Source organism: Lutibacter sp. (assembly GCF_013139515.1).
In the GTDB taxonomy this organism is placed as follows: domain Bacteria; phylum Bacteroidota; class Bacteroidia; order Flavobacteriales; family Flavobacteriaceae; genus Lutibacter.
Window position 1 is genome coordinate 1 of record NZ_WTAR01000116.1, and the last position, 21,920, is coordinate 21,920.

The 21,920-nt window shown below is 29.8% G+C and carries 17 protein-coding genes; 7 read left to right on the top strand and 10 right to left on the bottom strand.

Going from position 1 to position 21,920, the window contains the following annotated elements:
- Together GQ540_RS10390 and GQ540_RS10395 are read right to left on the bottom strand one after the other, a co-directional pair.
- The coding region (locus tag GQ540_RS10390; RefSeq protein ID WP_291800750.1) for an OB-fold nucleic acid binding domain-containing protein at positions 1-593 on the bottom strand (593 nt) is incomplete at its 3' end.
- 250 nt (positions 594-843) lie between these two features.
- On the bottom strand, positions 844-1,347 hold the full coding sequence (locus GQ540_RS10395; RefSeq protein WP_291800752.1) for a DUF456 domain-containing protein: 504 nt from the start codon (positions 1,345-1,347) through the stop codon (positions 844-846).
- A 132-nt stretch (positions 1,348-1,479) separates the two neighbouring features.
- On the opposite strand from GQ540_RS10395, the gene GQ540_RS10400 reads away from it, so the two are divergent.
- From GQ540_RS10400 to GQ540_RS10415, 4 genes are read left to right on the top strand one after another with little or no spacing between them, the layout of a single operon-like run.
- Entirely contained in the window at positions 1,480-1,851 is a 372-nt protein-coding gene (locus GQ540_RS10400; RefSeq protein WP_291800754.1) for a BlaI/MecI/CopY family transcriptional regulator, read from the top strand.
- Positions 1,848-3,365, top strand: a complete 1,518-nt coding sequence (locus tag GQ540_RS10405) for a M56 family metallopeptidase (protein WP_291800756.1) — start codon at positions 1,848-1,850, stop codon at positions 3,363-3,365. The genes GQ540_RS10400 and GQ540_RS10405 overlap by 4 nt, the downstream gene beginning before the upstream one ends.
- Positions 3,366-3,378: 13 nt before the next feature.
- Complete coding sequence (locus GQ540_RS10410; protein WP_291800758.1) at positions 3,379-4,635, top strand: tetratricopeptide repeat protein; 1,257 nt, start codon at positions 3,379-3,381, stop codon at positions 4,633-4,635.
- A gap of 39 nt (positions 4,636-4,674) precedes the next feature.
- Positions 4,675-5,148, top strand: coding sequence for a hypothetical protein (locus GQ540_RS10415; protein ID WP_291800760.1), 474 nt, complete (start codon positions 4,675-4,677; stop codon positions 5,146-5,148).
- An 80-nt stretch (positions 5,149-5,228) separates the two neighbouring features.
- On the opposite strand, the gene obgE is transcribed toward GQ540_RS10415, so the two are convergent.
- From obgE to secDF, 3 genes are all read right to left on the bottom strand, one after another.
- Complete coding sequence (obgE, locus tag GQ540_RS10420; RefSeq protein WP_291800762.1) at positions 5,229-6,221, bottom strand: GTPase ObgE; 993 nt, start codon at positions 6,219-6,221, stop codon at positions 5,229-5,231.
- Positions 6,222-6,290: 69 nt separating this feature from the next.
- A complete protein-coding gene (locus GQ540_RS10425) occupies positions 6,291-7,406 on the bottom strand; it encodes an adenylate kinase (protein WP_291800763.1) in 1,116 nt (371 codons plus the stop codon).
- A gap of 134 nt (positions 7,407-7,540) precedes the next feature.
- Positions 7,541-10,531, bottom strand: a complete 2,991-nt coding sequence (gene secDF / locus GQ540_RS10430) for a protein translocase subunit SecDF (protein ID WP_291800766.1) — start codon at positions 10,529-10,531, stop codon at positions 7,541-7,543.
- Positions 10,532-10,699: 168 nt separating this feature from the next.
- Between secDF and GQ540_RS10435 the strand changes: the two genes are divergently transcribed.
- Positions 10,700-12,376: a formate--tetrahydrofolate ligase gene (locus GQ540_RS10435; RefSeq protein WP_291800768.1), complete on the top strand. Its 1,677-nt coding sequence runs from the start codon at positions 10,700-10,702 to the stop codon at positions 12,374-12,376.
- A 50-nt stretch (positions 12,377-12,426) separates the two neighbouring features.
- Here GQ540_RS10435 and GQ540_RS10440 read toward each other — a convergent pair whose 3' ends face one another.
- From GQ540_RS10440 to gyrB, 4 genes are all read right to left on the bottom strand, one after another.
- Positions 12,427-13,467, bottom strand: coding sequence for an alkane 1-monooxygenase (locus GQ540_RS10440; RefSeq protein WP_291800769.1), 1,041 nt, complete (start codon positions 13,465-13,467; stop codon positions 12,427-12,429).
- 97 nt (positions 13,468-13,564) lie between these two features.
- On the bottom strand, positions 13,565-14,488 hold the full coding sequence (gene mdh, locus GQ540_RS10445; protein WP_291800771.1) for a malate dehydrogenase: 924 nt from the start codon (positions 14,486-14,488) through the stop codon (positions 13,565-13,567).
- Positions 14,489-14,638: 150 nt separating this feature from the next.
- The gene (locus tag GQ540_RS10450) at positions 14,639-15,649 is read right to left on the bottom strand and encodes a DUF6588 family protein (protein ID WP_291800773.1); all 1,011 of its coding nucleotides are present in this window, start codon (positions 15,647-15,649) and stop codon (positions 14,639-14,641) included.
- Between the two features lie 105 nt (positions 15,650-15,754).
- Positions 15,755-17,695, bottom strand: coding sequence for a DNA topoisomerase (ATP-hydrolyzing) subunit B (gene gyrB, locus GQ540_RS10455; RefSeq protein ID WP_291800791.1), 1,941 nt, complete (start codon positions 17,693-17,695; stop codon positions 15,755-15,757).
- A gap of 395 nt (positions 17,696-18,090) precedes the next feature.
- On the opposite strand from gyrB, the gene guaA reads away from it, so the two are divergent.
- Entirely contained in the window at positions 18,091-19,623 is a 1,533-nt protein-coding gene (guaA, locus tag GQ540_RS10460) for a glutamine-hydrolyzing GMP synthase (protein WP_291800775.1), read from the top strand.
- 29 nt (positions 19,624-19,652) lie between these two features.
- Positions 19,653-21,332 (top strand): LysM peptidoglycan-binding domain-containing protein, encoded by a 1,680-nt coding sequence (locus GQ540_RS10465; protein WP_291800777.1) that lies wholly within the window; start codon positions 19,653-19,655, stop codon positions 21,330-21,332.
- A gap of 66 nt (positions 21,333-21,398) precedes the next feature.
- On the opposite strand, the gene GQ540_RS10470 is transcribed toward GQ540_RS10465, so the two are convergent.
- Positions 21,399-21,914, bottom strand: coding sequence for a DUF2892 domain-containing protein (locus GQ540_RS10470; RefSeq protein WP_291800779.1), 516 nt, complete (start codon positions 21,912-21,914; stop codon positions 21,399-21,401).
- Positions 21,915-21,920: the final 6 nt, after the last annotated feature.

Consider the following 21,920-nt stretch of genomic DNA (forward strand, 5'->3'; position numbering starts at 1 on the left):
CCACGCTCATTAAAAAAGTTGCGCATAGAATTGGTTATTTTGGTACGTTTTAGAAAGGTTTCTTTTACGTGGTCATTAACAATTAAATCTACATAACGTTGTCTGTAGCGTTGTTCAGCATCAGAAAAGGCATCGTGTACTTTTCCTTCAGCATCTGTTTTTACAACGGGTAATGGTCGTAAACTTTTAGATAAGACAGTTAATTCTTTCACTTTAACCGAAACTTCACCAACTTTAGTTTTAAAAACGTCACCTTTTATACCAATAATATCTCCCATATCCAATAGTTTTTTGAATACAGTATTGTACATTGTTGGGTCGTCTTCCGAAGAGATTTCATCACGACTTACATAAATTTGCATTCTACCACTTGCGTCTTTTAATTCAGCAAAAGAAGCTTTTCCCATAATTCTACGACTCATCATTCTACCTGCTAAAACAACTTCTTTTCCTTCAAAAGCATCAAAATTAGATGTTATTTCTTTTATAGTGGCTGTAGTTTTATATTCTTCGGCTGGGTATGGGTTGATACCTAATTCACGTAGTTTTTGTAAGGATTCTCTTCTAACTATTTCAAGTGCTGATAATTGCATTGGTGTTTTTTTAAAATTTATTTGGAATTACAGTTCGCAAAGATACAATCAATTCAGAAAAATAGGTAATTTAGAAAGAAAAAGAATTTAGAATTTGAATTCTAATTAAATTTTATATATTTGCCTACCGCATTTAGGTGCGGTTTAGTTGTGTTGTTTGACGTTAATAGCGTCAGGTTTTTTTTAAAACCAATGGAAAGCTTCCCGAAAAACCGGGACGCTTTTTTTATTTTATAACATTTTGTTTTTCTTAGAAACTAAAGAATGCGGTTTTATATTCCCAAAAAATTGAAACATACAATCCAGTAAAAATTACAGCAGCAATAAACTTTAAAAAGGCTGAAGTTAAAAAGCCTATAAAAGAACCAAAAGCTGCTTTTAAAGCTTTTCCAGAGTTTTTTTCATACATCATTTCACCTATAAATGCACCTATAAATGGGCCAATAATAATTCCGAATGGAATAGGGGAAAGAAGACCAACAACTAGACCAACCATTGTTCCAATAACACCATAGCGTGTTCCACCAAACTTTTTAGTTCCCATAGCTGGTATAAAATAATCAATTATCCATATAAGTATTGCAATGCCTAAAGTAATACCTAAAAAGGTCCAATTCATTGGAACGGAATTTGTAGTATGAAGGATTAATAAACCTGCCCAACTTGTGAGTGGACCCGGAAGCACAGGTAAAAATGATCCAATAATACCTAACAATGCAACTAAAAACCCGATAATTAAAAGAAAAATATCCATAAGCTAATATAATATTTCAAATTCAATTTGAAAAGAAATAATGAATTACAATTATAGTTTTTAACTAAAAAATTAGTTTAAACTAAATAGTTAGTTATATTTGTATTGTTAAACTAAAAACTTAGTTGTAAAATGAATAAACAATTAACAAAGGCAGAAGAACAATTTATGCAGGTTTTATGGGAGTTAGAAGAGGCTTCTGTACAAAATGTAATTGATCAATTGCCAAAACCAAAGCCTGCATATAATACTGTTTCTACTATTATTAGAATTTTAGAAACCAAAAATTTTGTTGGTCATAAGGTAAAGGGAAGAGGATATATCTATTTTCCTTTGGTAAAGAAAACAGATTATAGCAATGAGAGTTTAAATAAATTAGTTGATGGTTATTTTGGAGGTTCTTTTAAAAGTATGGTATCTTTCTTTGTAAATAAAAATGATGTTGATTTAAAGGAGTTAGAAACAATTCTAGAAGCAATTAATAATAAAAATGAAGAGAAATGATAAATTATATACTACAAGTAGTTTTATTTCAAGCCATATTTTTGGCTTTATATGATTTGTTTCTTCAGAAAGAAACCTTTTTTAAATGGAACAGAATTTACTTATTAATAACACCATTAGTCTCTTTTGTAATTCCTTTTTTGAAGTTTGAGACACTAAAAAACACCGTTTCACAAGAATATATTGAGCAATTACCAACGGTGTTTTTAAATCCTCAAGTTTTGATTGAACAAACCAATCAACATAGCTCATCATTAAATTATTTGGCTATTATTTTTTATAGTGGAGCAATGTTATTTGCGTTATTGTTTTTAATACGGTTAACAAAATTATTCAAATTAATTACCTCTAGTAAGATAATTAAAAAGTCAAGATATTCAATTGTTCTGTTAGAAGATAAACAAGCTGCATTTTCTTTTTTCAATTATATATTTGTACATAAACAGTTGTTAGAAAGTGAAGATTTACAAATTATTAAGCACGAATTAATTCACTGTAATCAAAAACACACATTTGACTTACTATTGTTTGAACTATTAAAAATAGTGCTATGGTTTAACCCATTAGTTTACATATTTCAAAAGCGAATTACAGTATTACACGAATATATTTCTGATGCTGAAGTTGTAAGTGAAACAGATAAAAAAACTTATTTCAACAATTTACTAGCCCAAACTTTTAATGTTGAAAACATTTCGTTTATCAACCAATTTTTTAAACATTCATTAATTAAAAAAAGAATTATTATGATTACAAAAGAAAAATCACAACGAATGAAGCAATTAAAGTATTTATTAGTAATTCCATTGTTGGTGAGTATGTTGGTATATGTGTCTTGCACAAATGATACTCAAACAGATATTGATGAAATGAATAGGATAATTGAAAATGAAGTTATTTATTCAAACGGAAATTATTTTGAAGGAAAAAATGGAATTAAAATATTTACAGGCTCTTATTTAGCAGGTCAAGTTATTCCTTTTAATGAAATGACCGAAAGAGAAAAAGAAATATTCAATAATTTTAATAATCTCGAAAATTCTAAGATTGAATATCGTTTAGTTATTGATACTAATGGAGATAGAGTACACTTTTTAAAAGTACCAATGCCTCCAATGAAAAATGAGGTTAGTGATAAAATTGCTATTGAAGATGATGGTTCTGTTCCATTCGCAGTAATAGAAGATACTCCAATTTATCCAGGTTGTGAAGGAACCAAAGAAGAATTAAGAATGTGTTTACAAGAAAAAATAACTGAACATGTAAATCGAAATTTTAATACTGATTTAGCAAAAGGATTAGGGTTAAAAGCTGGAGTGAAAAGAATATTTGTGATGTTTAAAATTGATAATGAAGGAAATATTTCAGATGTAAAAGCTAGAGCTCCACACAAAGCATTACAAGAAGAAGCTATAAGAGTAGTTAACTCATTACCAAAAATGAAACCCGGAAGTTATTTAGGTGAAAATGTTGGTGTAAAATACAGTTTACCAATTGCTTTTAAAGTTGAATAATTAAAATAATGCTATGAAAAAGATTATTATTACATTATTATTTATAATAATAACATTAAACACCGAAGCGCAGTCTTCGGTGTTTAATGTTGTAGATAGTTTATTACTTAAAGGTAATTACCAAAAGGCATTGGTTTTATTAGAAAACGAAACACCTAAAACAACTCAAGTTTTTGATAAAATTGCAACTATTAATCAAACGGTTGGTAATTATAATAAAGCTATTCATTATTTTGAGAAGGCTTTAAAAATTGAAAATAGTGAAGAAATAAAGGTGAAGTTAGGCGTAGCTTATAATTCAGCAGGATTATCTTCAAAATCAATTTTAATTTATGAAGAAATTATTAAAAAAGATACTTCAAACTTATTGGTTGCAAATAGCCTAGGTAAATTGTATTTAGCTAAAAGTAAAGTTAAAGAAGCAGTACAAATATTTCGTTTTTTAAACAAAAATGATTCATTAAATCCCAATTACCCATACCAAATAGCGCAATGTTTAGCTAAGCAAAACAAAAAATTAGCAATGAAACAAAGTTATTTAAAGTCATATAATTTGGATACACTTCATATAAAAAGTATTTATGAACTGGCTAAATTCTTCAAAGAGTTAAAATACAAGGATTCAACACTATTGTTTATAGATAAAGGGTTAAAAATTGATAGTATTAATTTAAATTTCCTTCAGCTAAAAGCAAATGTATTGTATTTTTTAAAAAATTATAAAGGAGCAATTGAGTACTTAACAAAATTGGATAGTTTAAATTTCAAATCAGTAAACACCTATGAAATGTTTGGAATGTGTTATTTTAATTTGAAAGAGTTTGATTTGGCTGAACATAATTTTAAGAGAGCGTTAAAATTAGAGCCCAATAATTCTAAAATTTCATATAGATTGGGTACATTATATTACGAAAAAAAAGAGTTTAAATTAGCTCAATTGTATATAATACAATCTATTATGTATGGTAGAGGTGATTTAGATAAACAGTTTCTTTTGGCAGGAGTAATGGCTAAAGAAGAATTTAATTTAAAGGTAGCCATTAACTATTTTAGAGACGCTGTAAAGTATAATAGAGATAATGTAAATGCATTATTTCAATTAGCATTTGCTTCAGATTCTTATTTTAAGGACAAAAAAATAGCGCTAAAACATTACAAAGATTTTGTAATAAGATTTGAAGGTAAAAATAAAAAATTAACTGATTATGCAAATAGTAGAATAAAACAAATTAGAAAAGAGTATTTTATGAAAGGTGAAATTGTTGAGTAACATAAAATGTTGTATTTTCACTCTTGGAAATTAAATTCTATGTTAAAACAATTAGTTATACTATTATTTTGTTCGTTGTTAGTAGTATCGTGTTCATATTTCGAAAATAAGTGGAATAGTGAATTGATACAAGAAGTAGATACTATTGTAGATTTTAAGACTGTTGATGCTTTCCCACTTTTCCCTAATTGTAAAGATATTCCTTCAAGAAAAAAGCAACAAATTTGTTTTCAATTAGAAATTTCTCAACATATTTATGCGTCGTTAAAACAATACCAATTAAATGCGAAGGAAGTTATTAATGACACAATTTTAGTGAAATTGAAAATTGATACTTTTGGAAAAACAAGTGTATCTTCAATTCAAATTTCAACAAAAACAAAACAATTATTACCAGAGTTTGATAGTATTTTAAAAGTAAGTTTAAATAATTTACCAACGTTACAACCTGCAATAAAACGTAATATGCCTGTTACTACAGAGTTTACGTTGCCAATTGTTTTGAAAAATTAAGGTTAAATGTCATTCCTGCGAAGGCAGGAATCTATTTACCGGTTTAAAACTTTGAATAATTTAGTTAGTAATCCATAAGATTATTCATTTAACATTTTCCACAACACATCTTTTAATTCAACCAAACCTTGTTGTGCAACCGATGAAATAAACAATGTATTTATACCTTTTGGTAATTCTTTTTTAATTTCATCCTTTAATTCCTCATCTAACATATCAGATTTTGAGATGGCTAATAATCTGCTTTTATCTAATAATTCAGGGTTGTGTAGTTTGAGTTCATTTAATAGAATATCATATTCTTTTTGTATGTCTTCAGAATCAGCAGGAATTAAAAACAGTAAGGTTGAATTTCTCTCTATATGACGTAAAAAACGATGTCCTAAACCTTTACCTTCAGCAGCACCTTCAATAATTCCAGGAATATCAGCCATTACAAATGTTTGATAATCTCTGTATTTAACAATTCCTAAATTAGGTTTTAAGGTTGTAAAAGCATAGTCGGCTATTTTTGGTTTTGCTGCAGTAACTACAGAAAGCAACGTTGATTTTCCTGCATTTGGAAAACCTACCAAACCAACATCAGCCAGTAATTTTAGTTCTAATTGAAACCATGACTCTTTACCATCAATACCGGGTTGTGCATAACGAGGTGTTTGGTTTGTAGAAGATTTAAAATTCCAGTTTCCAAGTCCGCCCATACCTCCGTCAAGTAGAATTTGCTCTGTATTTTCTGAAGTAATTTCAAAAATCACTTCTTGGGTTTCAACGTCTCTAACAATAGTTCCTAACGGTACATTTATATAAACATCAGCTCCATCTTTCCCCGTACTACGTGATTTAGCTCCATGTCCACCGTGTTCAGCTCTAAAGTGTTTATTAAATTTTAAATGAAAGAGTGTCCATAAGTTTGGATCAGCACGCATAATTATATGACCTCCACGTCCACCATCTCCACCATCAGGACCACCTTTGGTAATAAATTTTTCTCTGTGTAAATGTACAGAACCACCACCACCTTTTCCAGAGCTACCATATATTTTAGTGTAGTCAACAAAATTTCCTTCAGTCATTTTACGTGTATTTGTTTTAGATTTTATCTAAAATTTAAACTCAATAATTTTATGCCACTCAGTAATATTTTAAAGTGTATCAAAAACGTTACTTAAACGTTTTGTAATGTCACTAATTTCACCAACCCCATCTACTCCAAAATATTTGTTTTGAGTTTGGTAATATTCTTTTAAAATTTCAGTTTTTGTAAAGTATTCGTTAAAACGATTTAAAATTTTATGTTCGTCTTGGTCATCAGATCTACCACTTGTTTTACCACGTTCTAATAAACGAGCAATTAATAAATTAGTTGGTACTTCAATGGTTAACATTCCTCCAATTGTTTGTCCTTTTTCTTCTAAAAATTCATCTAAGGCAATTGCTTGTGCTTTTGTACGTGGAAATCCATCAAAAATAATTCCATTAGATTGTGGGATGCTATTTACAACCGATTTTAACATTTTAATAGTTACATCATCAGGTACTAGGTTTCCTTTATCAATATATGATTTAGCGAGTATACCTAACTCAGTTTCTTTTTTAATATGAGATCTAAAAACATCACCTGTTGAAATATGAATAAGATTGTATTTTTCTTTCAATAAATCTGCTTGAGTTCCTTTTCCAACACCTGGAGGGCCAAATAATAAAATATTTTTAATTGTTGGCTTTGTTGTAAGTTGATAGATGTCTGAAAAATTTCTTCCTAAACCATCATAATCTAAACCATAACCAACAATAAACTCATCGGGAATTGATATACCGATATAGTCAATAGGCAGCTCTTTTTTAAACACATCAGGTTTAAAGAAAAGCGTTGCTATTTTAAGTCGCTTTAATTTTTTATCACTGAAAATCTCATAAATTTCTTGTAGTGTATTTCCAGTATCAATAATATCTTCTAAAATAACTACAGTTCTACCTTCTAAATCTTCATTAATTCCTACTAGTTGTTTTATTTTTCCTGTAGAGTTTGTTCCTTGGTAAGATGCTAATTTTACAAATGAGACTTCACAATTGTAGTTGTATTCACGTACAAAGTCAGCTACAAACATAAATGAGCCGTTTAAAATACCTATAAAAATAGGCGTTTCATCTTTACAGTCTTCAGATACTTCTTTAACTAATTGTTGTATTGCTTTAGTAATTTTATCTTCTGATATATATGTTTTAAAATATTTATCGTGTAGTTTAATGATGCTCATTGTGTTGCTTTGTTACAAATTTAAGAATCCAAAGATAATATTGGTTTAATTTTACTTATTTTATTTACTAATTTGAAATAGAAAAACCGTTTTGAAATCTCAAAACGGTTTTAAAGATTTAAGTTTTACTTAACTTATTTTTTTTTATCTAATTTATTAATAGTGTCATACATTAATGGTGATGCAATAAATAATGATGAATAAGTACCAACTAGCACACCAATAATTAATGCAAACATAAATCCTTTAATAGAATCTCCACCAAATAAGAAGATGGCTGATAATACTACCAATGTTGTTAATGAAGTATTAATTGTTCTTCCTAATGTACTACTTAATGCTTTATCTACAACATCTGAAAATTTCCAAGAAGTATGAATTCCTGCAAATTCACGAATTCTATCAAAAATTACTACAGTATCATTTAATGAGTAACCTACAACGGTTAGTATGGCAGCAATAAATGACTGCCCAATTTCCATATCAAATGGTAATATGTTATGAAATATAGAGAATAGAGCCAATACAATTAAAACATCATGGAATACCGCAGCAACAGCTCCTAAGCTATATTGCCATTTTTTAAATCGTAATAAAATATATAAGAATACAATTAATAATGATCCTAAAATTGCCCAACCTGCGGCAGTTTTAATATCATCGGCAATTGTTGGTTCAACTTTTATAGAACTCATTACACCAACTTTTCCTTCACCTTCATAGCCAGGCTTAAACTCGTCTAAAGTAAGTGCTTCGGGTAAGTATTGTTTTAAGCCATTAAATAACAATCCTTGAACTTCATCATCAATGTGATTTCCTTCTTCTTCAATTTTGTATTTTGTTGTGATTTTTAACTGACTTATTTCTCCATAAGTTTTTACTTCAGGAGCACTTCCAAACACACTTTCTAAAGTGCCTCTAACATCAGTAGGGTTTGTAGGTTTGTCAAATTTTACAATATAAGATCTACCACCTACAAAATCTACTCCGTAATTTAATCCATTTGTAAATAATGAAGTTAAACCAAGAATTATAATAGCTCCTGAAATTACATAGGCTATTTTACGCTTTTTTAAGAATTCTATACCATCATTCTTAAACCAGTTTTTTGTTAAGTTTGTATTGAATGTAAATAATTTTCCTTTGGCAGCATACCAGTCAATTAATAAACGAGTGATAAAAATTGCTGTAAATAATGAAGTTACAATACCTACCATTAATGTATAAGCAAATCCTTTTACTGGCCCAGTTCCAAATATATATAAGATAATACCAGTTAACATTGTAGTTATATTGGCATCAATAATAGCAGATAAAGCTCCTTTAAAACTAAATCCGTGATTTATAGCACCTTTTAACCCTTTACCTTTATCTAGCTCTTCTTTTATTCTTTCAAAAATAATTACGTTTGCATCAACAGACATACCTATTGTTAAAATAATACCAGCAATACCAGGCAATGTAAGTACAGCACCAAAAGCAGTAAGTATTCCAAATATAAATAATAGGTTAACTGCAAGTGCTACATCAGCAAATGCACCAGCTTTTCCATAGTAAAAAATCATCCATAGTAAAACGAATAATAATGCTAAAGCGAAAGAACTCATACTGCTGTCAATTGCTTTTTGACCTAAAGATGGTCCAACAACCTCAGATTGAATAATATGTGCAGCAGCAGGTAATTTACCAGCTTTTAATACGTTTGCAATATCTTGTGCTTCTTCAACAGTCATACTTCCACCAGAGATAGAAGTTCTTCCTGTAGTAATTGCAACATTTACAGATGGTGCAGTGTATACATAATCATCTAATACAACAGCTACAAACTTCCCAACATTTTCAGTGGTCATTTTTCCCCATTGTTTAGATCCTGTTGCATTCATTGTCATACTAACTTCAGGTTTTCCTGTTTGTCCGTATTCTTGACTAGCATCATCAATTACATCACCTTCAATTGGTGCAATATCTTCACGATTAGATTTGATACCATATAAATAGATTAAATCTACATTTTCTCCAGTAGCAGCTACTGTTGAAGTAAAAGGTTTTGCATCCCAAAGGAATTTTGCATGTTTCATTTCGTTAGATAATAAAGCTCTAACATCTTTTCTAGTTAAGTAAGAATTTACTGTAGCAGTATCAGCAACTTTAGCTGTTCCTATAACTGAAGAAACTTGATTCTCAGATTGTGGAATACTTGGTGTTAATACAGAAAATAAATTGTTTACTTTTTTGGTAGCGATAGAATCAGATACTTCACCTAATAAATCATCTAATTCATTTTTAACTGTAGTAGTATCTGCTTTTGTTTCTTCTACTTTTAAGAAATTTTCAACGACAGAGTTTGCTGCAAAAAAGAAATTTGCAGTTTCTTGGTTTGAATAAACTTCCCAAAATTGTAGTTCAGCAGTACTTTGTAATAATTTTTTTACACGATCTATATCTTTTGCTCCAGGCAATTCAATTAAAATACGTCCAGAGTTTCCAATACGTTGAATATTTGGTTGTGTTACACCAAATTTATCAATTCTACTACGTAATACTTCAAATGCTGTATTTACTGAGCCTGTAACTTCATCTTCAATAACTTGTGTTACTTCGTCTTCGGTTTTATTGAAATTTATTTTCTCTCTTAAGGCTCTAGTTCCAAAAATACTAGGGTCACTTAACTTTACAGAACCATCACTAACTTCATTAAAAGCTGTGAAAAATAAATCTAAAAAACGTTTATCACTTTTCTTTTGCGCTTCTGTTGCTTTAGCAATAGCTTCATTAAAAACAGGGTTTTTAGTTTCGTTTGTTAAGCCAATTAAAATGTCTTTTACTGAAACTTGTAAAATAGCATTAATACCACCTTTAAGGTCTAATCCTAAATTTAACTCTTTATCTTTAATATCATTATAGCTAAATTTTGCAAAGCCTAAGTCAATTACTGGTTTGTTTGCAACAGAGTCTAAATAAACTCTTTCTAAATTTGCAATTTCTTTCCCTTCATTAGATCTAGATTCAGCATAAGTTTTAGCATTTCCTTCAACGCCATTTGTAAACCATGTGAATGATAATTGATATAAACTTACTAATCCAAATAGAATAGCGAATAACTTTATAAGTCCTTTGTTCTGCATTTTAAATTTTTTTATAGAAATTCATTTGTAATAAACGTGCAAATATATAATTTCAAATAGGAAGAAACAATACTTTTTTAGCTTTTTATACCGTTAAATTAGCACATCTCTAAATATTTAAAAATTAGAATTAGTAATTCTTATATTTGAATCAAAATATATTAAGAAATGAAACATTTATCAGATATAGAAATTGCTCAAGGAAAAGTGCTTATACATATTAATAAAATAGCTGCTAAAATTGGAATTAATGAAGATGATTTAGAACTGTATGGAAAATACAAAGCTAAACTGCCTTTAACTTTGATTGACAATGAAAAAGCGAAACAAAACAATTTAGTTTTGGTTACCGCTATAACACCTACACCTGCGGGCGAAGGGAAAACTACAGTCTCAATTGGATTAACAGAAGGCTTGAATAAAATAGGAAAGCAAGCAATTGCGGTATTAAGAGAACCATCATTAGGACCAGTTTTTGGTATTAAAGGAGGTGCAGCCGGAGGTGGTTATTCTCAAGTAGTACCAATGGAAGATATTAATTTACATTTTACAGGCGATTTTAATGCAATTGAAAAAGCCAACAATTTACTAGCTGCATTAATTGATAATAATTTACAAAGCTCATGTTGTAGTTTTAATTTAGATCCAAGAACGATACTTTGGAAGCGTGTTATTGACATGAACGATAGAGCTTTACGTAAAATAACTATTGGATTGGGTGGAACTGCTAATGGTATTCCTAGAGAAGATGGGTTTAACATAACGCCAGCTTCTGAAGTAATGGCAATTTTATGTATGGCTACAGATTTTAAAGATTTGAAAGAGCGTTTAGGAGATATTTTTATTGGATTTACATTTGAGAAAAAACCAATTTTCGCTCGTGATTTAAAGGCTGAAAACGCCATGGCAATTTTATTGAAAGATGCCATAAAACCAAATTTAGTTCAAACGTTGGAAGAAAATCCTGCAATTTTACATGGTGGTCCGTTTGCAAATATAGCACAAGGAACAAATTCTATCATTGCTACTAAAATGGGCTTATCTTTATCAAATTATGTGATTACAGAAGCTGGTTTTGGAGCAGATTTAGGCGCTGAAAAATTTCTAAACATAAAATGTGTTGCTGGTGATTTAAATCCTAAAGCAGTTGTTTTAGTTGCTACAATTAGAGCTTTACGCCATCATGGTAGTGCTAAAAAAGAAGGCTTAAACACACCTAATTTAGCATTTGTAAAAGCAGGGTTTTGTAATTTAGAAAAACATATTGAAAATATTAGAAAATTTAATATTGAACCTGTTGTGGCAATTAATTCTTTTATAAATGATTCAATTGATGAAGTAAATTTCATAATTGATGAATGTAAAAAGTTAGGTGTACAAGCTGTTGTTTCTGAAGGATGGGCAAAAGGAGGAGATGGAACTAAAAAATTAGCACAAGCTGTTGTAAATGTTGTTGAAGCTACCAAAACCAAGTTTAAACCACTTTATGATTGGAAATCTCCTATTCAAGAAAAAATTGAAAAAATAGCGACAGAAATTTATGGTGCAGATAGAGTTGATTTTGATAAAAAAGCAAAATTAAATTTAAAAAGAATTGCTAGACTTGGCTTTAATGATTTTGCTGTTTGTATGGCAAAAACGCAGAAGTCTTTTTCTGATAACGAGTTTATTGTAGGCAGACCAACAAATTTTGTGGTAACTGTTCGTGAAATTGAAATAGCAGCAGGCGCTAGATTTGTAATTCCAATTTTAGGGCAAATGATGCGTATGCCAGGGTTGCCAAGTATACCAGCTTCAGAAGGAATGACTATTGACGATAATGGAAAAATTTCAGGATTGTCTTAAAATTAATTAGAATATTTAATTAAAAGAAGTCTTGTTTAACAAGGCTTTTTTTATTGATTGTTAGGGTAGTTCTTTAATTTCTTGTGCATAATTTTAAACCATAAAGGAGGTATTAATGCAAGTAACATCATTCCTGGATAACCCGTAATCATTTGTGGACTATTTGGTGTTGAATCAAGTAGTTGGTAATGTTTACTGGCTTTGTAATGATGATCTGAGTGGCGTGATAATTCAAATAAAATAGTTCTACCAACTATATGATTTGAATTCCAAGAATGGTATGGCTGTACTCTTTCATAATTGCCATTATCTTTTTGTTTTCTAAGTAAACCGTAATGTTCAATGTAATTTACGGTCTCAAGCATTGCTATTCCAAAAAGTGATGCAGCTGTAAAAGCAAGCATTGTTTTCATATCAAATACAAAGTAAATAGTAAAAAGTAGTGTTATTTGAGCAAATGTATAAATTAGCATGCGGTTTGAAAGTGATATAAAATAGTTTCCTTTCTTTTTCAACTTAGCAGCTTCAATCTTCCAAGCTTGCAAGTAACTTCCAATTTGTGAACGAAACCAAAATGTAAAAACCCATTCGCCTTTTCTTGCTGTTGCAGGATCTTTTGGTGTTGCAACATTGTAATGATGCCCACTATTATGATATGGCAAAAAATGCATTTCTAGCGAAGTAAGTAAAAGGACTTCGCCTAAAAAACGTTCAAATCTACTTGTCCTGTGCCCTAATTCATGACCAACATTAATACCTAAAATACCGCATAAAACACCTAACGAACTTATTCTTCCAATAAATTCAAATGTAGTGAGTGATTCTTGAATTGTGAACAAGAAAAAAATGACAAATCCAATTTGAAGAGGAATTATAGTGTATAAAATAATATTGAAAAATGGATCTTTTTTTACTTTTTGCTTTTCTTCAATAGATAAATTTCTAGAATTTGGTTTAAAAAATAATTCTAATAAAGGAATGCACACAAATGAAAAAATTAAGGGTAAATAAGTCCAACTTCCGTAACTGGTGAATGAAATATAAGCTGTTGAAGCTAAAATAGATGCGCTTAAGTATTTTAATTTTTTCATTATATTTCTGTTTAGGAAAAATAAATATACATTAAAAAATAAAAACTCCTCAAAATTATAATTTTGAGGAGTTTTAAGATGTTTATTTTTAAGGATGTTATCCTAATAAAGCATTTGTTTTTTTAACGCCTTCAGCACTTTCGTGAATTTTTGCTTTTTCAGCATCAGAAAGTTCAATTTCAACAATTTTTTCAATTCCGTTTTTACCAATAATACAAGGTACACCAATTGAAATATCATTCAATCCATATTCTCCTTCTAATAATGCAGAACAAGGGAACATTTTTTGTTGGTCACAAGCAATTGCTTGCACCATTGAAGAAACTGCTGCACCTGGTGCATACCAAGCACTTGTTCCTAATAATTTAGTTAAAGTAGCTCCACCAACTTTAGTGTCTTCAACTACTTGTTGCATTCTTTCTTCTGATAAAAATTCTGAAACAGCAACACTATTACGAGCAGCTTTTCCAATTAAAGGAACCATTCCTGTATCACTGTGACCTCCAATTACCATTCCATCAACATCAGATTGTGGACAACCTAAAGCTTCAGCTAAACGGAATTTAAAACGAGCACTATCTAAAGCTCCACCCATTCCAATAATTCTGTTTTTAGGTAAGCCAGTTGCTTTATGTGCTAAGTAAGCCATAGTATCCATTGGATTACTTACAACAATAATAATAACGTTTGGAGAATGTTCAATTAAACTAGTTACAACAGATTTTACAATACCTGCATTAATACCAATTAATTCTTCACGAGTCATGCCTGGTTTTCTTGGAATACCACTAGTAATTACTGCAACATCGCTTCCTGCAGTTTTTGAATAATCGTTGGTAGTTCCTGTAATTTTTGTGTCAAACTTCATTAATGAAGCTGTTTGCATAAGGTCCATAGCTTTTCCTTCAGCAAATCCTTCTTTAATATCAATTAATGTTACTTCAGAAGCGAAATTTTTCATCGCAATGTACTCAGCGCAACTCGCACCTACAGCACCTGCTCCTACAACTGTTACTTTCATATTATTGTGTTATTATTTATTTATAAATATTAATTCGACTGTAAAATTAACGATTTTTATATTAATAATATGCAACATTTATTTGGAAAATACGAAATCGTTTTTAGTCGCTTTATAAACTCATCTAACCTTACTTTTTTACAATGTTTTTTATCTAAAACTAAAAGCTATACCTGTAGAAATGGTATTGTAATCTTTAAAAGTATAGTCTCCATAAATTTTAAAGAAACCAAGGCTAAATCTTACACCCAGCGTACCTCTTGCTCCATTGGCATTAAAATCCATATTTATTGGGTTTGTTACCGATTCGCTAATAGTTTCAATTACATTATCATTACTATCTTTTATTTCATACTCTAAATTATAAGTTCCTTTTAATTTTAAGGTTGAAGTGCCTTTGTCATAACCAATACCACCATAAATGGTTATAAATGGAAAATCTAATGAAGCAATTGTTTGAATAGTAAAAGCGTTTAATTTGAAATCTACTTCTTGCGCATTAATTTCATTAATATTGTAAGTGGTAGTCATAGTTGTAAACCCACCAAACACAGCAACATTTAAAGGTAATTTATCTAAAGGTCCTAAATATTGTATTAAATTATGTTTAATTCCAAAACCAATAAGATTTCCTTTAACATCATCCGTGTTAATTTTTGGTAAATAACGAATGCTAATATTTGTACTAAAAGGTAGACCAACACTAGCTTGAATCATAGGTGAAGGAACAGCATTTAAAGGGACATCACTACCAATACCATCTGGCATTGTAAATTCAGTTATTTTATTGTTGTTTGCTTCAGGAATTCGTACAGCAATTTTACTATTGTTGTTACTTCCCATAACTGTTTGAATGTTACTATCACCACTTTCTAAAGTTAAGTATTGGTAATCACTTTCATTAAATTGAAATGTTTTTTTAGAATTTGGAACGATAGCTGCATTTGCAGTTATAGTAATATCAAACCCTAATTTTTTATGAGTTTTAGCTGTATGATACCAACCGTTATTTAAACTGAAGAGCATACCTTCCATTACTGGAGACATATAATTTTCAAGTAATAAGTTAGCATCATTATTCGCTAATAGTAGCGATTCTAAATTTTGCGATTTTGCAGAAAAACTTAGCAAAAGAGTGAGTAATAGGATTGTTTTTTTCATAATTGGGGTTTTTAGTACTGTAAATATATAAAGAATGAAGTTTGTAAAAAAAAAGACTGCCTAAAAAGACAGTCTCATTTAAATATATTTTAGAATACTAAAAGTTTAAGCATCAATATTTGCGTATTTTGCATTTTTTTCAATAAATGCTCTACGTGGCGGTACTTCGTCACCCATTAGCATTGAGAATACTCTATCTGCTTCTGTTAAATTATCAATAGTTACTTGTCTAAGTGTTCTAAATTCAGGATTCATTGTTGTATCCCAAAGTTGAGTGGCGTTCATTTCCCCAAGACCTTTGTAACGCTGTATATTTACACTTCCACCCAAGTTATGAGCAATTAAATCACGTTGGTCATCATCCCAAGCATATTCTTTCTTCTGTCCTTTTTTAACTAAATATAGAGGAGGAGTTGCAATATAAATATGACCATTTTCAATTAATTCTTTCATATATCTAAAGAAGAACGTTAAAATTAGCGTTGCAATGTGACTACCATCTACATCGGCATCACACATAATAACCACTTTGTTATAACGTAATTTATTCAAGTTTAAGGCTCTTGGGTCTTCTTCAGTTCCAATAGAAACACCAAGTGCAGTATACATGTTTTTGATTTCTTCATTTTCAAAAACCTTGTGTTGCATTGCTTTTTCAACGTTTAAAATTTTACCTCTTAATGGTAAAATAGCTTGAAAAGCTCTATCACGTCCTTGTTTTGCTGTACCACCTGCTGAATCTCCCTCAACTAAGAAAATTTCACATTTTTCTGGGTCAGTTTCAGAGCAGTCACTTAATTTACCAGGTAAACCCCCAATAGACATTACGGTTTTACGTTGCACCATTTCACGAGCTTTACGTGCAGCGTGACGAGCGGTAGCAGCTAAAATTACTTTTTGAACAATAGTTTTAGCATCATTAGGGTTTTCTTCTAAATAATCAGTCAGCATTTCTGAAACTGCCTGACTAACGGCAGAAGTAACTTCGCGGTTTCCTAATTTTGTTTTTGTTTGTCCTTCAAACTGAGGTTCTGCAACTTTAACAGAAATAATAGCTGTTAAACCTTCGCGAAAATCATCACCTGCAATGTCAAATTTTAAATTTTTAAGCATTCCAGATTCATCAGCATACTTTTTTAATGTAGCTGTAAGTCCGCGTCTAAAACCAGATAGGTGTGTACCTCCTTCGTGTGTGTTAATGTTATTTACATACGAATGTAAGTTTTCAGTATAAGAAGTATTGTAAACCATGGCAACTTCTACAGGAACACCATTTTTTTCACCTTCTATTGAAATAATATTGGCTGTTAGTTGTTCTCTAGTAGCGTCTAAATATCTTACAAATTCAGGTAGACCTTCATCACTATAAAATTTTTCTGTAGTAAAGTTACCTTCTTCATCAGGAACTCTTTTGTCTGTTAAAGTAATGGTAAGCCCTTTATTTAAAAATGAAAGCTCACGTAATCTAGTGGCTAAAGTTTCATAATTAAATTCTATGGTTTGTGTAAAAATAGAAGAATCAGGTGTAAATGTTACTAAAGTTCCTTTATCATCACTCTCGCCAACAGATTTTACAGGGTATAATGCTTTTCCTTTTGAATATTCTTGTTCCCAAATTTTACCATCTAAATATACGGTGGCTTTTAAATGTGAAGAAAGTGCATTTACTACTGACACACCAACACCGTGTAAACCTCCAGAAACTTTATAAGAATCTTTATCAAATTTACCACCAGCACCAATTTTTGTCATTACAACTTCTAATGCAGAAACCCCTTCTTTTTTGTGCATTCCAATAGGAATACCACGACCGTTATCTTTTACAGATAATGAACCATCTTCATTTATAATTACGCCTATTGTATCACAATGACCCGCCATTGCCTCATCAATAGAGTTATCTACTACTTCATAAACTAAATGGTGTAAACCTCTAACGCTTACATCTCCAATATACATGGATGGGCGTTTACGCACATGTTCCATTCCTTCTAAAGCCTGAATACTATCGGCTGAATAATCGTGTTTTTTAGCTTCTTCGCTCATATTTTGAAATCTGTTATTTATTAAATCTACAACTTCAAATATAATTATTGATTGATTGATTTCAATGGATTTACTACTCATTAGGATAGTAAGTTATTAACAATTGTTTATGATTGAGAAAGCCTCTTAAAACCTTTTATAATAGTTTTATGAATGTTTTTAAGGTTTTTTGTAGTTGAAAAAAAATCAAAATTTTAAAAACTTCGTTATTTGGCTTTATTTTATGTCTGAAATTCTACTATTTTAGACTTTTGAAGGGTGATTTGTTGTGATAAACGCATTTACTTTAAAAATAAATGGATGATTTTAAAGTTACTTTTTACCTGAAAAATAAGTTGTTAAGAAAAAATGCATATAAAATATAGGGAATATTTATATTAATATTATTTTTGCGGATGCAACAAAAGGTACTTATTTTAGATTTCGGGTCGCAATACACACAGTTAATTGCACGTAGAGTTAGAGAACTCAATATTTTTTGTGAGATTTTTCCTTACAATAGTAAAAATTTCACCATTGAAAATTACAAAGCCATTATTCTATCTGGAAGCCCATTTTCTGTGAGAGCTGAAGATGCACCACATCCAGATTTATCAGCTGTAAAAGGCAAATTACCTTTGTTGGGTGTTTGCTTTGGAGCCCAGTTTATGGCGCATAATTTTGGAGGAAAAGTAGCAGCTTCAAATACACGTGAATATGGAAGAGCAAATCTTTCATTTGTAAAAGAAAATGAATTATTTTTTGAAGGAGTTGAAGAAGGAAGCCAGGTTTGGATGAGTCACAGTGATACAATTGTAGATTTGCCAACTAATTGCGAACTTATTGGAAGTACCACTGATGTAAAGAATGCAGCGTTTAAAATTAAGGACGAAACTACGTACGGAATTCAATTTCACCCAGAAGTATACCATTCAAAAGATGGTTTAAAAATATTAGAAAATTTTTTGGTAAAAATAAGTGGAGTAGCTCAAACGTGGACTCCAGATTCATTTGTTGAATCAACTGTTGATAAATTGAAAAAACAATTGGGTAATGATAAAGTTGTTTTAGGACTTTCTGGAGGTGTTGATTCTACAGTAGCCGCGGTTTTATTAAGCAAAGCTATTGGTGATAATTTGTATTGCATATTTGTAAATAATGGTTTGTTACGTAAAAATGAATTTGAAAATGTATTAGACCAATATAAAGGAATGGGATTGAATGTGAAAGGTGTTGATGCTTCGGCACGTTTCTTGGATGGTTTAAAGGGTGAAGATGACCCAGAAGGGAAACGTAAAATAATTGGAAGGGTTTTTATTGAAGTTTTTGATGATGAAGCTCATTTATTAGAAGATGTAAAATGGTTAGCTCAAGGAACAATTTATCCTGATGTAATTGAATCTGTTTCAGTAACTGGAGGACCTTCAGCAACTATAAAATCGCATCATAATGTTGGTGGATTGCCAGATTTTATGAAGTTAAAAATTGTAGAGCCTTTAAAAATGTTATTTAAAGATGAGGTTCGTAGAGTAGGAACTTCTTTAGGAATTGATGCTGAATTATTAGGAAGACATCCATTTCCGGGGCCAGGTTTAGGAATTAGAATTTTAGGCGATATTACAGCTGATAAAGTGAGAATGTTACAAGAAGTTGATGCCATTTTTATAAACGGTTTAAAAGAAGCAGATTTGTATAATAAAGTTTGGCAAGCAGGAGCAATGTTATTGCCAGTAAACTCAGTAGGAGTAATGGGAGATGAAAGAACGTATGAAAAAGCAGTGGTTTTACGTGCTGTAGAATCTACTGATGGTATGACAGCCGATTGGGTAAATTTACCGTATGAGTTTTTACAAAAAACTTCTAATCAAATAATAAATGGTGTAAAAGGCGTTAATAGAGTAGTGTACGATATTAGTTCAAAACCACCAGCAACTATAGAATGGGAATAAATCCTATATTTTAAATTAAATTTCATTTTATGAAAAAAATAAAATTTTTACTACTGTTTCTTCTTTTTAGTACGGCAATTGTTTTTGCGCAGCAAAAAAAGTATGTTTCATATTCAGTAAAAAAAGGGGAGACTTTAAAAAGTATTGCTAAAGAATATAAATTATCTAAAAAAGATTTAAGAAAATTAAATCCTGGAATTAGTAAAAAACCAAAGCCAAATACGGTAATAATTGTACCTAATATAAACTTTGGAAAAGTAGTTGAGGAAGTAAAAAATGATGACGATACATTATATTTAGTTCAGCCAAAAGAAACATTATTTGGAATTTCAAGAAAATTTGGAATTACAATAGAAGAATTAAAAACGGCAAATGCTGAGTTAGAATATGGTGTGAAAATAGGAATGAAATTAACCATTCCTAAGCCAAGTATAACACAGGCTAAAGATTCAATTAACTATGTGTTGCATACCGTTATTATTGATGATACGGTTTATAATTTAACGAAACGATATGAAGTTACTGAAGAAAGCTTAGTTGCGTTAAACCCAATGTTAAAAGAGGGTTTAAATTTAGGAATGTTGCTGAAAATTAAACCAATTGAGATTGTTGAAGAGGAAAATGTTTTTGTTGAAGAAATAAATTTGGACAAAGAGTTAAATGTAGTTCTAATGTTGCCTTATCAGTTAAATAAATTAAACGATTCTATTAGGAATGTAAGTTTTGATAAAAGTAATTCACTTTTAAATATTACTACTGATTTTCATTTGGGAGCTCAAATTGCAATTGATTCATTAAGGCAAAAAGGATTAAAAATGAATGTTGAATATTTAGATACTGAAAATTCTAATTATAAATTACAATATCTTGTAAATACAAAAGATTTTAAAACAACAGATATTGTTATTGGGCCTTTGTTTTTTGATAAAGCTTATTGGGTTGCTAAACATATTAAAACACCAATTATAGCTCCGTTTTTTTCAAAAAAACAAGATTCACTTTCAACAAATAACTTAATAAAAACTTCACCAAATTTAGAAGTATATGAAAATAAGTTATTAAACTATATGAAAGAAACTTACAACGGAGAAACAATTGTTGTGGTTAATGATGAAAAACCTGAAAATCAATCAAAACTTTGGAGAATAGTTAATAAAATAAAAGCCTTTGATTCTATTCAAAATGTTGCTGTAATAAAACCAAAAGACGGTCTTATTGATAGTGAAGTTTTCACACAAAAGTTAGATACATTATCTAAAAATTGGGTATTTATTATTAGCGATGAAATAGTAACTACTGCTGCAGCTATAAATAACTTAAAAACATACGTTGAAGATGTTGATATTCGTTTATTTGCATTAAATAAAGGTGCTAATTTTAATAATATTGAGAATAGATTTTTAGGTAAATTAAATTTTGTATTTCCAACTTCAGAATTTGTTGATATAAATAATGAAAACGTAATACGTTTTAATGATATATATAAATCTAAAAATTACGCCTTACCTACAAAGTATGCAATACAAGGTTTTGATGTTACATACGATGCTTTAATTAGAATTGCTAGCTCAGAAAGCTTTGAAGATGGATTGAATATGGGTACATCTTTTAGATTATCACGTATATTTAATTATAACGAAAAACTTGAAAATATGGGCGTATTTTTAATTCAATACACTAAAGATTTAGAAATACGAATGCTTGAATAAATCAAAAAATAATCATAAAAAAAGCGCAATTATTAAGTTGCGCTTTTTTTATGATTATTTTAGAAGTTACATTTTCTTCATTTGATCCTTTAACATTTTAATTTGTTCAGCTAATACTTTTTGGGTATCTAATTTTTTAGCTTCATTAATTAACATAGTTGCTTCTCGTTTACGTCTTTTAGACATAGCAATACCAGCTAACTGTAATTTTGCCATTGCAATATCATGTTTCATGCTTAAACCTAAACTTAATGCTTTTTTAAAGAACTTTTCAGCTTGCGTTAAATTGGTTTGTGAAATCATAATACCTTGTAAAAAATTGTAATATCCTTGCTGTTTTGTTACTAAAGCACTACTTGGGTTTTTTATATAAGTTAGCCATTTGCTAGCACCTGCAAAGTTTTGTTTTCTTAGTTGCCAAAATGCTAATAATATAAACTCATTTTTAAAGTAAAATAGGACAAAAATACCAGCAAGTAAAATTAAAGAAATACCATTCATAATATTTCCTTCAATAAATTGAAAAACTGACCAAACTAAAATTCCTGTAGCTATTATTAATTTTATATACTTGTTAAACATCTATAA

Excerpts from the sequence above, each read along its gene's own strand:
- GQ540_RS10425 (WP_291800763.1), bottom strand. The coding sequence starts at position 7,406 with ATGAGCATCATTAAACTACACGATAAATATTTTAAAACATATATATCA.
- GQ540_RS10395 (WP_291800752.1), bottom strand. The coding sequence starts at position 1,347 with ATGGATATTTTTCTTTTAATTATCGGGTTTTTAGTTGCATTGTTAGGT.
- mdh (WP_291800771.1), bottom strand. The coding sequence starts at position 14,488 with ATGAAAGTAACAGTTGTAGGAGCAGGTGCTGTAGGTGCGAGTTGCGCT.
- guaA (WP_291800775.1), top strand. The coding sequence starts at position 18,091 with ATGCAACAAAAGGTACTTATTTTAGATTTCGGGTCGCAATACACACAG.
- GQ540_RS10450 (WP_291800773.1), bottom strand. The coding sequence starts at position 15,649 with ATGAAAAAAACAATCCTATTACTCACTCTTTTGCTAAGTTTTTCTGCA.
- GQ540_RS10410 (WP_291800758.1), top strand. The coding sequence starts at position 3,379 with ATGAAAAAGATTATTATTACATTATTATTTATAATAATAACATTAAAC.
- GQ540_RS10435 (WP_291800768.1), top strand. The coding sequence starts at position 10,700 with ATGAAACATTTATCAGATATAGAAATTGCTCAAGGAAAAGTGCTTATA.
- GQ540_RS10415 (WP_291800760.1), top strand. The coding sequence starts at position 4,675 with ATGTTAAAACAATTAGTTATACTATTATTTTGTTCGTTGTTAGTAGTA.
- GQ540_RS10400 (WP_291800754.1), top strand. The coding sequence starts at position 1,480 with ATGAATAAACAATTAACAAAGGCAGAAGAACAATTTATGCAGGTTTTA.
- obgE (WP_291800762.1), bottom strand. The coding sequence starts at position 6,221 with ATGACTGAAGGAAATTTTGTTGACTACACTAAAATATATGGTAGCTCT.
- gyrB (WP_291800791.1), bottom strand. The coding sequence starts at position 17,695 with ATGAGCGAAGAAGCTAAAAAACACGATTATTCAGCCGATAGTATTCAG.
- GQ540_RS10440 (WP_291800769.1), bottom strand. The coding sequence starts at position 13,467 with ATGAAAAAATTAAAATACTTAAGCGCATCTATTTTAGCTTCAACAGCT.
- GQ540_RS10465 (WP_291800777.1), top strand. The coding sequence starts at position 19,653 with ATGAAAAAAATAAAATTTTTACTACTGTTTCTTCTTTTTAGTACGGCA.
- GQ540_RS10470 (WP_291800779.1), bottom strand. The coding sequence starts at position 21,914 with ATGTTTAACAAGTATATAAAATTAATAATAGCTACAGGAATTTTAGTT.
- secDF (WP_291800766.1), bottom strand. The coding sequence starts at position 10,531 with ATGCAGAACAAAGGACTTATAAAGTTATTCGCTATTCTATTTGGATTA.
- GQ540_RS10405 (WP_291800756.1), top strand. The coding sequence starts at position 1,848 with ATGATAAATTATATACTACAAGTAGTTTTATTTCAAGCCATATTTTTG.